Genomic DNA, 13423 nt, shown 5'->3' with positions numbered 1-13423 from the left:
GGGTACTGTCTTCCGTACGGAGGGGAGTACTCCCTGCTGCGGCGTCCCCGTCAATACGGATCCGGCCGGATCCCGGGGCGTCGGCCCATCCCGGGTGGAAGAGACCTCCGGCAGCGCGACGACGCTGATTACCTGCCGTTACGTAATGCCGGAGGCGCAGTGGATGTTTCCGTGACCCTGTGGGTCCTGACGATCGTGGGCCTCGCCGCCCTCATCGCGGTCGACTTCTTCATCGGCCGCAAACCGCACGACGTGTCCCTCAAGGAAGCCGGGATCTGGACCGTCGTCTGGATCGCCCTGGCCGGCCTGTTCGGCCTCGGTCTCCTCGTCTTCGGGGGCGGCCGGCCCGCCGGAGAGTTCTTCGCGGGCTTCATCACCGAGAAGTCGCTCAGCGTCGACAATCTCTTCGTCTTCGTCCTGATCATGGCGAAGTTCGCGGTCCCCTCGAAGTACCAGCAGCGCGTGCTGCTCGTCGGCGTGCTCATAGCCCTGGTCCTGCGCGCGATCTTCATCGCCGCGGGCGCCGCGATCCTCGCCAGCTTCGCCTGGGTGTTCTACCTCTTCGGCGCCTTCCTGATCTGGACGGCCTGGAAGCTCATCCAGGAGGCCCGCGCCGACGAGGAGGACGAGGAGTTCGAGGAGAACAAGCTGCTCAAGGCCGCCGAGCGGCGCTTCGGCGTCGCCGACCGCTACCACGGCACCAAGCTGTGGATCCAGCAGAACGGCAAGCGGGTCATGACCCCGATGCTCGTCGTGATGCTGGCGATCGGTACGACCGATGTGCTCTTCGCCCTCGACTCCATCCCGGCGATCTTCGGCCTGACGCAGGACCCGTACATCGTCTTCACGGCCAACGCGTTCGCACTGATGGGCCTTCGCCAGCTGTACTTCCTCATCGGCGGCCTGCTGAAGAAGCTGGTCCATCTGAGCTACGGCCTCTCCGTCATCCTGGGCTTCATCGGCGTGAAGCTGGTGCTCCACGCGCTCCACGAGTCCGGGGTCCACGTCCCCGAGATCAGCATCCCGGTCTCGCTCGGCGTGATCTGCTCCGTCCTGATCGTCACCACCCTCACCAGCCTGCGCGCCTCGAAGAAGCAGGCGGTGCAGGAGGCGGCACAGGAGGCGGAGCGCCGGGTGGCGGCCGGCACGGCGCACACGGCGAGCGAAGGCGCTCCGAAGGACAGCATCGACGCCTGAGGACGGACGGCGTAGGAACAACCGTCCCGGGGGCGGTGCGTGGCGCATTGCCGCTCGCCGCTCCCGGTGCTTGCTTGGTCGGGTGCGCGTTCCCCGGCCCGGGGGCGCCGTGGCCCGGCGGAGGTGCCCATGAAGTTCGTGCAGATCATCGACTTCGAGACCGACCGGTTCGACGAAATGGAGCAACTGCTCGAAGAGGCCAGGCAGAACCTGGCGGACAAGGAGGACGGCCCCCTGCACCGCACGCTCCTCAAGGACCGGGACAACCCGGGGCGCTACCTCGCCGTGATCGAGTTCGCTTCGTACGAGGAGGCCATGCGCAACAGCGAGGCGCCCGAGACGACCAAGATGGCCGAGCAGCTGGGTGCCCTGTGTACCCGCCCGCCCCGCTTCATCAACGCCGATCTGCTGGACGCCCGCGCCCTGAAGTAGCCCCGGGACAGCGCGGGACGCGCGAGTCGACGGGCCGGCACGGCCGATGTGCGCGGCCCGTCCACCTTTGCGACCATCGCTGCATGATCGCTCGGATCCGGCCGCTCATGGACCGCTGGACGTCCCTCGTGCCGGTGCTGGCGGTCGTCCTGCTGGCCCTCACCTGGGGCCGCGATCTGCCCGCCGCGGTCGTCGCGCTGGTCACCCTGGTGCTCGCCGGAGCGGTCCTGGCGGCCGTCCATCACGCCGAGGTGGTCGCCCACCGGGTCGGCGAACCCTACGGTTCCCTCGTGCTCGCCATCGCCGTGACGATCATCGAGGTCGCCCTGATCGTCACGCTGATGGCGGACGGCGGCGACAAGAGCTCCACCCTCGCCCGGGACACCGTCTTCGCCGCCGTGATGATCACCTGCAACGGCATCGTCGGCCTGTGCCTGCTGGTCGCCTCGCTGCGCCACGGCACGGCGGTCTTCAACCCCGAGGGCACCGGCGCGGCCCTCGCCACCGTGGCGACCCTGGCCACGCTCAGCCTCGTCCTGCCGACCTTCACCACCAGCAAGCCGGGCCCGGAGTTCTCCGGCGTCCAGCTGACCTTCGCCGCACTGTCCTCGCTGATCCTCTACGGCCTGTTCGTCACGACCCAGACCGTCCGCCACCGGGACTACTTCCTGCCCGTCACCCGCCCGGGCGACGCCGTCGCCGCGGACGACCACGCCCACGCGCCGTCCGCGCGCGCCGCGCGGATCAGCCTCGGGTTCCTCGGTCTCGCCCTGGTCGGCGTGGTCGGCCTCGCCAAGGGCGTCTCGCCGACCATCGAGTCCGGCGTGGACGCCGCCGGACTGCACCAGGCCGTCGTCGGGGTGATCATCGCGATGCTCGTGCTGCTCCCCGAGACCATCGCCGCGCTGCGCTCCGCCCGCCGCGACCGGGTGCAGACCAGCCTCAACCTCGCGCTCGGGTCCGCGATGGCCAGCATCGGCCTGACCGTCCCCGCCGTCGCCCTGGCGTCGGTCTGGCTGTCCGGCCCGCTCGTGCTCGGCCTGTACCCGACCCACATGGTGCTGCTCGCCCTGACGGTGGCGGTGAGCTCGCTGACGGTCGTACCGGGCCGCGCCACACCGCTCCAGGGCGGCGTCCACCTGGTGCTGTTCGCCGCCTACCTGGAGCTGGCGATCAATCCATGACCCTGCCCTCACGACGGCGTGACGGCCGGTCCAGGCCGGGCGCCGCCACGGGCACCGGGCGGGTCTCCGGCAGCAGGGCGAAGCAGCCGAGGCTGAGCAGCGCGATCCCGGTCAGATAGGCGCCGACGCCCCAGGGCACCCGTCCGCCGTGTTCGGCGAGCGCGGTCGCCGCGATCGGTGTCAGCGCGCCTCCGACGGCCCCGCCCAGGTTGTAGCCCACCGCGGCGCCCGTGCAGCGGACACGGGGCTCGTAGAGCTCCGGCAGATAGGCGGCGATCACGGCGAACATCGTGACGAACGCGATCAGCGCGCCCAGGAAGCCGAGGAACATCGGCAGCGGCTCGCCGGTCGCCAGCAGCACCACCATCGGGAACATCCACAGCGCGGCCGCCGCGCACCCCACCAGGCACAGGGGCCGCCGCCCGAACCGGTCGCCCAGGGCCGCCGCCACTGGTGTCAGCGCGCCCTTCACCGCGACCGCCGCCATGATGCAGACCAGCATGACCGTACGGCTCACCCCGAGCCGTTCCGTCCCGTAGGCGAGGGACCACGTCGTCACGGCGTAGAAGATCGCGTACCCGACCGCGAGCGCTCCGGCGGTCAGCAGAACCAGCCGCCAGTGGTCGCGCACCACTTCCGCGAACGGCACACGCGCGTGGTCGTCGAGTTCGAGGAACCTCGGGCTCTCGGCCAGCGACGACCGCAACCACAGCCCCGCGAGGGCCAGCGCCCCCGCCGCCCAGAACGGCACCCGCCAGCCCCAGTCGGCGAACTGGGCCCCGGTCAGCGTCACCGACAGCGCCAGCATCACACCGTTCGCGAGCAGGAAGCCCAGCGCGGGCCCGACCTGCGGGAAGCTCGACCACAGGGCACGCCGCTCGACCGGCGCGTGCTCCGCTGTCAGGAGCACTGCCCCGCCCCACTCCCCGCCGAGCCCGAGTCCTTGCAGGAAGCGCAGCACGAGCAGCAGCAGGGGAGCGGCCGCGCCGATCGTGCCGTACGTCGGCACGCAGCCGACCGCGACCGTGGCGCCGCCGGTCAGCAGCAGCGACAGGACCAGCACCGGCCGCCGCCCGCGCCGGTCCCCGATGTGCCCGAACAGCACCGAACCCAACGGCCGCGCCACGAACCCCACACCGAAGGTGGCGAACGCGGCCAGCGTCCCCGCCAGCGGTGAGAACGTCGGGAAGAACAGGGGGCCCAGGACCAGTGCCGCCGCGGTCCCGTAGACGAAGAAGTCGTAGAACTCGACGGCCGTCCCGGCGAGCGAGGCGGCCGCGAGGCGCAGCATGGAGGGCGGGCCGACGGCCTTTACGGTGCGTACATCGTGCATGCCGCGTCAACTACCCGCGGTGATCGCGGGTTACGGGGGCGTGCGGAGGCGTCCCCGTCGGCTCAGTAGGTGACGGTGATGCGCCGGGCGGGACCGTCGACCCGTACGAAGCCGCCGTAGGGGATGACCAGTTGCGGGTCGGTGTGCCCGAAGTCGACGTCGAGGACGATCGTCGTGTCCGGAGCGTACGCCCGCATGGCGCGCAGCACGGCCTCGCGCTGTTCGTCGGCGTAACGGCGGGCTTCCTCCGGGCTGTTGGGCCGCTCGAACGACCAGGTCTTCGCCCGGCCCATCAGCAGCGCCGAGAACCGCTGGAGCAGACCGCGCTCGCCCATGTTCCGCAGGGTGCGGAAGACCTCGGTGGCGCTCGGCATCTCCTCGGACGTCTCCAGCAGCAGGACGCCGCCGTCGTACTCGGTGAGGTCGTGCGCGATCTCCCGGTCGGCCATCAGCATCCAGCCGAGGATCTCCAGACAGCCGCCCCAACTGCGGCCCTCGACCACGCGATCCGGGTTCACCCAGGTCCAGCCGGTGCCGGGCCGGGTCTCGGGCTCCGCCTCGAAGGTCGCCGGGTCGGCCCAGTCGCGGTCGACGTCGTTCCAGCGCCGGGCGGGCGTGAGGTCGTACGCGCCGGAGGTGAACAGCGCGGCCCGCAGCGAGTCGGCGGTCAGCGCGTCCATGGCGACGGGCCGCCCGAGCTGCACCATCACGGTCGCGCCGTGATAGCCGACGATCCCCGCGTTGCGCAGATACGCCAGCAGGTTGGTGTTGTCGCTCATCCCGAAGAACGGCTTCGGGTTCGCGCGGATCAACTCACGGTCCAGGAAGGGCAGTACGGTGATCTGGTCGTCGCCGCCGATCGACGCCATGACCGCCTTCACATCGGGGTCGGCGAACGCGGCGTGGAGGTCGGCGGCCCGCTGCCGGGGGCTCGCGCCCATCGTGCGGGTGGTGGGGTACTCGACGGGAACGAGGCCGAAGTCGTCGCGCAGCCGTTCCAGGCCCAGCTCGAAGGGGCGCGGGAAGAGCTGGGGGAGGCCGGCGCCGGGCGAGACGACGGCTACACGATCGCCGGGTGACGGCTTGGGCGGGTACGAGATCGTCGTCATCGGGGGATCGTAGGGCCCCTCACCCGATCGCCGCACCGTGATAAACCGGGGGTGAGCAGCGGTCTTCGGCGACCGCCCACCCTCACCGGACCGGAGGAACCGTGCCCCGCACCCTGGCCAACGCCCCGATCATGATCCTCAACGGCCCCAACCTCAACCTCCTCGGCCAGCGGCAGCCGGAGATCTACGGCAAGGACACGCTGGCCGACGTCGAGGCGATGTGCGCCAAGGCGGCGGCCGCGCACGGCGGCACGGTGGACTTCCGGCAGTCCAACCACGAGGGCGAACTCGTCGACTGGATCCATGAGGCGCGGCTGAACCACTGCGGGATCGTCATCAACCCGGGCGCCTACTCGCACACGTCCGTCGCCATCCTGGACGCGCTCAACACCTGTGACGGCCTGCCGGTGCTGGAGGTGCACATCTCCAACATCCACCGGCGCGAGTCCTTCCGGCACCACTCGTACGTCTCGCTGCGCGCCGACGGTGTCATCGCGGGGTGCGGAGTGCAGGGGTACGTCTTCGGTGTGGAGCGGGTCGCGGCGCTGGTGGGCGCGGCACAGGCCGACGTGTAAGCCCCGCCCGCCATGGCGGGGCGCCCCTTACACGCTCCCCTCGAAGAAGGCGCGTCGACGAGGCGCCACGCCTCGTCGCGCGCCCTTCTCACAGGCGGCCCGCCTCCACGATCCGCCGCAGGAAGCGCCGGGTGCGCTCCTGCTGCGGGTCGCCGAAAACCTGCTCCGCCGTGCCGTGCTCCAGCACCACGCCCTGGTCCAGGAAGCACACCTGGTCGGCGACCTCACGCGCGAAGCCCATCTCGTGCGTGGCGAGGACCATGGTCATGCCGTCGTCCTTCACATCGCGCACGACGTTCAGGACCTCGCCCACCAGCTCCGGGTCGAGCGCCGCGGTGATCTCGTCGAGCAGCAGCAGCCGGGGACGTACGGCGAGGGCGCGCACGATGGCCACGCGCTGCTGCTGGCCCCCGCTGAGCCGGTCGGGATACTCGCCGGCCCGGTCGCCCAGCCCGAGCCGCTCCAGCAGCTCACGCGCGTGTGCCTCGGCCTCCGCGCGGGCGACGCCGTGCACCCGGCGCGGGGCGAGCGTGATGTTGTCCAGCACCGTCATGTGCGGGAACAGGTTGTACGCCTGGAAGACCACGCCGATTCGGCGGCGCACCGCGTCCTGGTCGGCGCGCGGGTCGGTGATCTCCTCGCCGTCCAGCCAGATCGCGCCGTCGTCGATGTCCTCCAGGAGGTTGGCGCACCGCAGCAGCGTGGATTTGCCGGAACCGGAGGCGCCGATCAGCGCGGTGACCGTGTGCGGGGCCACCTCCAGATCGACGTCCCGCAGGACGACGGAGTCGCCGAAGGTCTTGCGCACGGACTCCATCCGCAGCACGGGAGCCTCGCTCATGCCGTCCCTCCCTGTGCGCGCCGACGGTCCATCCGGGCCGTCACCCAGTCCGTGAAGCGGGTCATCGGAATGGTCAGCGCCACGAACACCAGTCCCGCGACGATGTACGGCGTGTAGTTGAGGCTGCGGCCCACGATGATGTCCGCGGCCCGTACGGCGTCCACCGCGCCGCCGATCGACACGAGCCCAGTGTCCTTCTGGAGGGACACCAGATCGTTGAGCAGGGGCGGCACCTGGCGCCGTACCGCCTGCGGCAGGACGACGTGGCGCAGGGCCTGACGGTTGGTGAGGCCCAGCGAGCGGGCCGCCGCGCGCTGCGAGGGGTGGATGGACTCGATGCCCGCGCGGAACACCTCGGCGACGTACGCCGAGTACGTCAGCGTCAGGGCCGTACCGCCCAGCAGCACCGGGTCGACCGTGACGCCCTGCAGGCGCAGCGCGGGCACCCCGAGGACGACGATCATCAGGTTGATGATCAGGGGCAGCCCGCGGAAGAAGTCCGTGTACGCGGCGGCGAGGAAGCGCAGCGGGAAGAACACCGGCCCGCGCAGGGTCCGCGCGATGGCGATGAGCATGCCCAGGACCAGCACGGCCGCGCCGCAGATCAGCAGTAGCCGCACGTTCAGCCACAGGCCGTCCAGGACCTTCGGGAGCGCCTCGCGCGCGTACTGCCCGTTGAAGAAGGTCTCCTTGGTGCGCGGCCAGCCGGGCGCGTTGACGACGACCAGGTAGAGGACGACTCCCGTGACCAGGGTCGACAGCGCGGCGATCGCGGTGGCGCGGCGGGCCCGCGTGCGCCGGTAGCGCTCGCGGTCGAGGCGCCGCCGTGAGGGGACGTAACCGTCCCGCATGCCGTCCTCTCCGGACTCCTCCCCGGACTCCTCCTTGGTGACCGTCACTTGAGCACCGGTGCGTCGACGGCGTCGGACAGCCACTTCTGTTCCAGCTTCGCCAGGGTGCCGTCCTTGCGCAGGGCGTCCACGGCGGTGGTCACGCACGCGGTGAGCCCGCTGCCCTTGTCGAGGACGAGGCCGAACTGCTCCGGCGTACCGCCCTGGTTCTCGAACTGGCCGACGATCGTGCCGTCCGTGACCTCGGCGGCGGTGATGTAGAAGGCCGTCGGCAGGTCGACGACGATGGCGTCCACCTGACCGTTCTTCAGCGCCGACTTGGCCTGGTCGTTCTTGGCGAAGGCGGCGGCCTGCCGCGTCGGCTTCACCACGTCGTCGATGTAGTTCAGGCTGGTGGTGCCGACCTGGGCGCCCAGCTTGAGGCCCTTGAGGTCCGCGACGGTCTTCGCCTGGGCGGCCTTGGTGCCCTTCAGCGCGATGACGGCCTGACGCACGTCGTAGTAGCCGGAGGAGAAGTCCACGGCCTTCTTGCGCTCGTCGCTGATGGACACCTGGTTGATGTCGAAGTCGAAGGTCTTCTCACCGGGCGCGAACGCCTTGTTGAAGGGAACGCTCTGCCAGGCGACCGCGTTCTTGTCGTAGCCGAGGCGCTGCGCCACGGCGTAGGCCACCGCCGACTCGAAGCCCTCGCCGCTCGCGGGCTTGTCGTCCTTGAACCAGGGCTCGTACGCGGGCGTGTCGGTGGCGATCGTGAGCTTGCCGGAGGTCTTGGTGGCCAACTTGCCCTGGGCGCAGGTGTTTCCGCTGGAACCGGACGGCGTGGCGGCCGCGTCGTCCTCGGGCTGCGGGGCACAGCCGACGGCGGTGGCGAGCAGGGCGACGGTGGCGGCTGCGACGGCGCGACGCAGCGCGCGAGGGGCGAGGTGCATGGCGGGAGAGTGACAGCGAAATCCGCGTTTGTCGAGGTCACACCAACATTTGTCCGCATAGTGGGAACGAGTGTTGCGCTGGTGTGAACAGGGGGCGGATGCCCGCCTGGGCCGCCGGCCGAGGGCGGGGATCGGAAGGCCGGCGACCCATACCGAGCGGGAGCCGTCATCCCGCGCGGGGCTACGACCAGTTGACCGCGCAACCGCGGCCGTGGGGAGCGCGCGCGGAACTCCGGCGCGTGCGCGCGATTCACACGGGGCGCGCGTACGACGACGCGCGCCCCGGGTCTCACCACCCGCGCGCGTGCCACTCCGGCAGCTGCGGGCGCTCCGCGCCCAGCGTGGTGTCGTTGCCGTGTCCCGGATAGACCCACGTCTCGTCCGGGAGCACGTCGAAGATCTTCGTCTCCACGTCGTGGATCAGGCTGGCGAACGCCTCCGGATCCTTCCAGGTGTTGCCCACCCCGCCCGGGAACAGGCAGTCCCCGGTGAACACATGGGGATGCCCGTGCGGATCGTCGTAGACGAGCGCGATCGAGCCCGGCGTGTGTCCGACCAGATGGCGGGCCGTGAGCTCCACCTGCCCGACCCTGATCACGTCGCCGTCGTCCACCAGGACGTCCGTCGGCACCGGGATGCCCTCGGCGTCGTGCCGTCCCGCGTACGTACGCGCGCCCGTGGCCGCCACGACCTCGGCGAGCGCCTGCCAGTGGTCGCCGTGCCGGTGGGTGGTGACGACGGACGCGATGCCGTCGTCGCCGATCATGCCGATGAGCGTCCGCGCGTCATTGGCGGCGTCGATCAGCAGCTGCTCGTCCGTGGCCCGGCAACGCAGCAGATAGGCGTTGTTGTTCATCGGGCCGACCGCGATCTTGGTGATCATCAGGTCTTTGAGCTCGTGCACGTCCGCCGGGCCGCCGACGGTCACCTCTCCGCTGTACATCATGGCGGCAGCCTATAGCGGGGGGAGGGCCGGAAGGGGCCCGTCCGAGACGGTCAGCGCGGATCCGTCGCGGCGCCCGGCGAGCCAGCCCAGGAGGTCCGGAGCGGAACCCGTGACGGTGACCTCGGCGGCGTCCGTGACGCGTCCCGTGCTCCACGCGCGCGTGCCGTCGGTCAGCCGCGTCGGCGGCACGTCGGGGTGTCCTGCGAAGCGGTCCGCGAGGAAGTCGATCTCCCGCTCGGTGAACTCCTCCGGCAGGTCCTCCAGCTCGTAGCCGATCCCCAGGTCGACGTGGTGCAGCTCGACCTCGACCCAGCGCCGGAAGGGCACCCGGGCCGCCGCGTCGGTGACCCCGTTGCGCAGCTCCACGGTGCGCGACCAGTCCGCGGGGGCCGCCCCCACGTCCTGGAAGCGGGCCGCGCTCTCGCGCACGTCGGCGAGCTGGACGTCGAGGGGGCGCGGGGCGTCCCGGTCGATGTCGGCGTCCCGGGCGGCGGCGGACGCGTACATGGGGCGCCCTTCGAGGACGTTCACCAGGGCGTCCGCGTTGCGGGCGAGGTGGGCGAGGACGTGGCCGCGGCTCCAGCCGGGGAGCCGTGACGGTTCTCCCACGGACGCGTTGTCCAGCTTGGCCGCTGCGCTGAGCAGCCGTTCCGTCGCGTCGTGTACAGACGCCAGGTCACGAGCGTGATCAATCATGGTCCTGACCCTAGCCCCGCCACCCCTTCGGGTGAAGGTGGTGAAGCTGTGCCGTAAATCGAATGCGCGTGCTATATGGTCGGTCGTGGCGTCGGGCATGCTGGAGGGCCGGGGATTGTTTGCAACCGGTGAATCCGACCGGCGTTGTCAGTGGCTCCCCCTAGTCTGAGAAATGACGGGGGCCCCGCCCCTGTCACTTCTCTCAAGAAAGGTGCGGACCGGCGTGGCCGACCGTCTCATCGTCCGTGGCGCGCGCGAGCACAACCTCAAGAATGTCTCGCTCGACCTGCCACGCGACTCGCTCATCGTCTTCACGGGCCTGTCGGGGTCGGGCAAGTCCTCGCTGGCGTTCGACACGATCTTCGCCGAGGGCCAGCGGCGCTACGTGGAGTCGCTCTCCTCGTACGCCCGCCAGTTCCTCGGCCAGATGGACAAGCCGGACGTCGACTTCATCGAGGGCCTCTCTCCGGCGGTCTCGATCGACCAGAAGTCGACCTCGCGCAACCCGCGCTCCACGGTCGGCACCATCACCGAGGTCTACGACTACCTGCGGCTGCTCTTCGCCCGCATCGGCAAGCCGCACTGTCCCGAGTGCGGCCGCCCGATCTCCCGCCAGTCGCCGCAGGCCATCGTCGACAAGGTCCTGGAACTGCCCGAGGGCAGCCGCTTCCAGGTGCTCTCGCCGCTGGTGCGCGAGCGCAAGGGCGAGTTCGTCGACCTCTTCGCGGACCTCCAGACCAAGGGCTACTCCCGCGCGCGCGTGGACGGCGAGACCGTGCAGCTGTCCGACCCGCCCGCGCTGAAGAAGCAGGAGAAGCACACCATCGAGGTGGTCGTCGACCGCCTCACGGTGAAGGACACCGCCAAGCGCCGGCTCACCGACTCCGTCGAGACCGCTCTCGGCCTGTCCGGAGGCATGGTCGTGCTCGACTTCGTCGACCTCCCCGAGGGCGACCCCGAGCGCGAGCGCATGTACTCGGAGCACCTGTACTGCCCGTACGACGACCTGTCCTTCGAGGAGCTGGAGCCGCGCTCCTTCTCCTTCAACTCGCCCTTCGGCGCCTGCCCCGAGTGCACCGGCATCGGCACGCGCATGGAGGTCGACCCGGAACTGATCGTCCCGGACGAGGACAAGACCCTCGACGAGGGCGCCATCCACCCGTGGTCGCACGGCCACACCAAGGACTACTTCGGCCGGCTCATCGACGCTCTCGCGGACGCGCTGGGCTTCCGCACCGACATCCCCTTCGCCGGCCTGCCGCAGCGCGCCAAGAAGGCCCTGCTCCACGGCCACAAGACCCAGATCGAGGTCCGCTACCGCAACCGGTACGGCCGCGAGCGCGTGTACACCACGCCCTTCGAGGGGGCCGTCCCCTTCGTGAAGCGGCGCCACAGCGAGGCCGAGAGCGACGCCAGCCGCGAGCGCTTCGAGGGCTACATGCGCGAGGTGCCCTGCCCCACCTGTGAGGGCACCCGCCTGAAGCCGATCGTCCTCGCGGTCACGATCATGGAGAAGTCGATCGCCGAGGTCGCCGCGATGTCCATCAGCGACTGCGCGGACTTCCTGGGCGAGCTGAAGCTCAACGCCCGCGACAAGAAGATCGCCGAGCGCGTGCTCAAGGAGGTCAACGAGCGGCTGCGCTTCCTGGTCGACGTCGGCCTGGACTACCTCTCGCTCAACCGCGCCGCGGGCACCCTCTCCGGCGGCGAGGCCCAGCGCATCCGCCTGGCCACCCAGATCGGCTCCGGCCTCGTCGGCGTCCTCTACGTCCTCGACGAGCCGTCCATCGGCCTGCACCAGCGCGACAACCACCGGCTGATCGAGACCCTGGTCCGGCTGCGCGACATGGGCAACACGCTCATCGTCGTCGAGCACGACGAGGACACCATCAAGGTCGCCGACTGGGTCGTCGACATCGGCCCCGGCGCCGGCGAGCACGGCGGCAAGGTCGTGCACAGCGGCTCCCTGAAGGAGCTGCTCGCCAACGCCGAGTCGCAGACCGGGCAGTATCTGTCCGGCAAGAAGTCCATCCCGCTGCCGGACATCCGCCGCCCGCAGGACCCGACCCGCCGGCTCACGGTGCACGGCGCCCGGGAGAACAACCTCCAGGACATCGACGTCTCGTTCCCGCTGGGCGTGTTCACCGCCGTCACCGGCGTCTCCGGTTCCGGCAAGTCCACCCTGGTCAACGACATCCTGTACACGCACCTGGCCCGCGAGCTCAACGGCGCGAGGAATGTACCGGGGCGCCACACGCGCGTGGACGGCGACGACCTCGTCGACAAGGTCGTGCACGTCGACCAGTCGCCCATCGGCCGTACCCCGCGGTCCAACCCGGCGACCTACACCGGCGTCTTCGACCACATCCGCAAGCTGTTCGCCGAGACCACCGAGGCGAAGGTCCGCGGCTACCAGCCGGGGCGTTTCTCCTTCAACGTCAAGGGCGGCCGCTGCGAGAACTGCGCGGGCGACGGCACCATCAAGATCGAGATGAACTTCCTCCCGGACGTCTACGTCCCCTGCGAGGTCTGCCACGGCGCCCGCTACAACCGGGAGACGCTGGAGGTCCACTACAAGGGCAAGTCCATCTCCGAGGTCCTGAACATGCCGATCGAAGAGGCGATGCACTTCTTCGAGGCCGTCCCGGCGATCAACCGCCACCTCACGACGCTGAACGACGTCGGTCTCGGCTACGTCCGCCTCGGCCAGTCCGCGACCACGCTGTCCGGCGGTGAGGCGCAGCGCGTCAAGCTCGCCAGCGAACTGCAGAAGCGCTCCACCGGCCGCACGGTCTACGTCCTGGACGAGCCGACGACCGGCCTGCACTTCGAGGACATCAGCAAGCTGCTGAAGGTCCTCGGCGGTCTCGTCGACAAGGGCAACACGGTCATCGTCATCGAGCACAACCTCGACGTGATCAAGACCGCCGACTGGATCGTCGACATGGGCCCCGAGGGCGGCGCGGGCGGCGGCCTCGTGGTCGCCGAGGGCACGCCGGAGGAGGTCGCCGCGGTACCCGCCAGCCACACCGGCAAGTTCCTGCGGGAGATCCTCGGAGCCGACCGGATCAGCGACGCCGAGCCGGTGAAGGCGCCCCGCAGGACCGCGGCGAAGAAGACGGTCGCGGCCGGGGCGGCGGCGAAGAAGACCGCGACGGCCAGGACGGTCAACAACACGGCCGCGAAGAAGGCGGCCACGGCGACCAAGAAGGCCACTCCGGCGAAGAAGACGACCCGGGCCCGCAAGGCCTAGCGAGTCGGTCCAGGACCGAGCGCGAACGAGCGGCGCCCCGCGGGAACTCCCCGCGGGGCGCCGCTCGTTCCCCGGTC

12 protein-coding genes are annotated in these 13423 nt (G+C 70.4%); 5 read left to right on the top strand and 7 right to left on the bottom strand.

Annotation, left to right across the window (positions count from 1 at the left end):
* Nucleotides 1-159: 159 nt before the first annotated feature.
* The 3 genes from ACZ5NW_RS09505 (at nt 160) to ACZ5NW_RS09495 (ending at nt 2813) form a co-directional block, all read left to right on the top strand.
* On the top strand, nt 160-1197 hold the full coding sequence (locus tag ACZ5NW_RS09505) for a TerC/Alx family metal homeostasis membrane protein (protein ID WP_468743214.1): 1038 nt from the start codon (nt 160-162) through the stop codon (nt 1195-1197).
* Between the two features lie 129 nt (nt 1198-1326).
* Nucleotides 1327-1629, top strand: coding sequence for an antibiotic biosynthesis monooxygenase (locus ACZ5NW_RS09500; protein ID WP_468743213.1), 303 nt, complete (start codon nt 1327-1329; stop codon nt 1627-1629).
* An 83-nt stretch (nt 1630-1712) separates the two neighbouring features.
* A complete protein-coding gene (locus ACZ5NW_RS09495; RefSeq protein ID WP_468743212.1) occupies nt 1713-2813 on the top strand; it encodes a calcium:cation antiporter in 1101 nt (366 codons plus the stop codon).
* Here ACZ5NW_RS09495 and ACZ5NW_RS09490 read toward each other — a convergent pair.
* Together ACZ5NW_RS09490 and ACZ5NW_RS09485 are read right to left on the bottom strand one after the other, a co-directional pair.
* Nucleotides 2803-4146, bottom strand: coding sequence for an MFS transporter (locus ACZ5NW_RS09490; RefSeq protein ID WP_468743211.1), 1344 nt, complete (start codon nt 4144-4146; stop codon nt 2803-2805). The genes ACZ5NW_RS09495 and ACZ5NW_RS09490 overlap by 11 nt on opposite strands.
* Nucleotides 4147-4208: 62 nt before the next feature.
* The gene (locus ACZ5NW_RS09485) at nt 4209-5255 is read right to left on the bottom strand and encodes a S66 family peptidase (RefSeq protein ID WP_468743210.1); all 1047 of its coding nucleotides are present in this window, start codon (nt 5253-5255) and stop codon (nt 4209-4211) included.
* A 101-nt stretch (nt 5256-5356) separates the two neighbouring features.
* Here ACZ5NW_RS09485 and aroQ point away from each other — a divergent pair, with 101 nt between their 5' ends.
* Nucleotides 5357-5830 carry a type II 3-dehydroquinate dehydratase gene (gene aroQ, locus ACZ5NW_RS09480; RefSeq protein WP_468743209.1) on the top strand — a complete coding sequence of 158 codons (474 nt, stop codon included), beginning with the start codon at nt 5357-5359 and terminating at the stop codon, nt 5828-5830.
* A gap of 88 nt (nt 5831-5918) precedes the next feature.
* Here the strand turns inward: aroQ and ACZ5NW_RS09475 are convergent, their stop codons facing one another.
* The 5 genes from ACZ5NW_RS09475 to ACZ5NW_RS09455 all read right to left on the bottom strand — a co-directional run bounded on the left by ACZ5NW_RS09475 (nt 5919) and on the right by ACZ5NW_RS09455 (nt 10093).
* On the bottom strand, nt 5919-6671 hold the full coding sequence (locus tag ACZ5NW_RS09475; RefSeq protein ID WP_468743208.1) for an amino acid ABC transporter ATP-binding protein: 753 nt from the start codon (nt 6669-6671) through the stop codon (nt 5919-5921).
* Nucleotides 6668-7570 carry an amino acid ABC transporter permease gene (locus ACZ5NW_RS09470; protein WP_468743207.1) on the bottom strand — a complete coding sequence of 301 codons (903 nt, stop codon included), beginning with the start codon at nt 7568-7570 and terminating at the stop codon, nt 6668-6670. The genes ACZ5NW_RS09475 and ACZ5NW_RS09470 overlap by 4 nt, the downstream gene beginning before the upstream one ends.
* A complete protein-coding gene (locus tag ACZ5NW_RS09465; RefSeq protein WP_468743206.1) occupies nt 7567-8451 on the bottom strand; it encodes an ABC transporter substrate-binding protein in 885 nt (294 codons plus the stop codon). The genes ACZ5NW_RS09470 and ACZ5NW_RS09465 overlap by 4 nt, the downstream gene beginning before the upstream one ends.
* A gap of 289 nt (nt 8452-8740) precedes the next feature.
* Nucleotides 8741-9397: an MBL fold metallo-hydrolase gene (locus ACZ5NW_RS09460; RefSeq protein WP_468743205.1), complete on the bottom strand. Its 657-nt coding sequence runs from the start codon at nt 9395-9397 to the stop codon at nt 8741-8743.
* Nucleotides 9398-9406: 9 nt separating this feature from the next.
* Complete coding sequence (locus ACZ5NW_RS09455) at nt 9407-10093, bottom strand: maleylpyruvate isomerase family mycothiol-dependent enzyme (protein ID WP_468743204.1); 687 nt, start codon at nt 10091-10093, stop codon at nt 9407-9409.
* A gap of 223 nt (nt 10094-10316) precedes the next feature.
* Between ACZ5NW_RS09455 and uvrA the strand changes: the two genes are divergently transcribed.
* The gene (uvrA, locus tag ACZ5NW_RS09450) at nt 10317-13346 is read left to right on the top strand and encodes an excinuclease ABC subunit UvrA (RefSeq protein ID WP_468743203.1); all 3030 of its coding nucleotides are present in this window, start codon (nt 10317-10319) and stop codon (nt 13344-13346) included.
* Nucleotides 13347-13423 lie beyond the last annotated feature (77 nt).

The sequence above is a fragment of the Streptomyces sp. NPDC032126 genome (assembly GCF_055580085.1).
The sequence above is the reverse complement of the archived record's forward strand: the minus strand, read 5'-3'. Positions and strand labels throughout refer to the sequence as shown.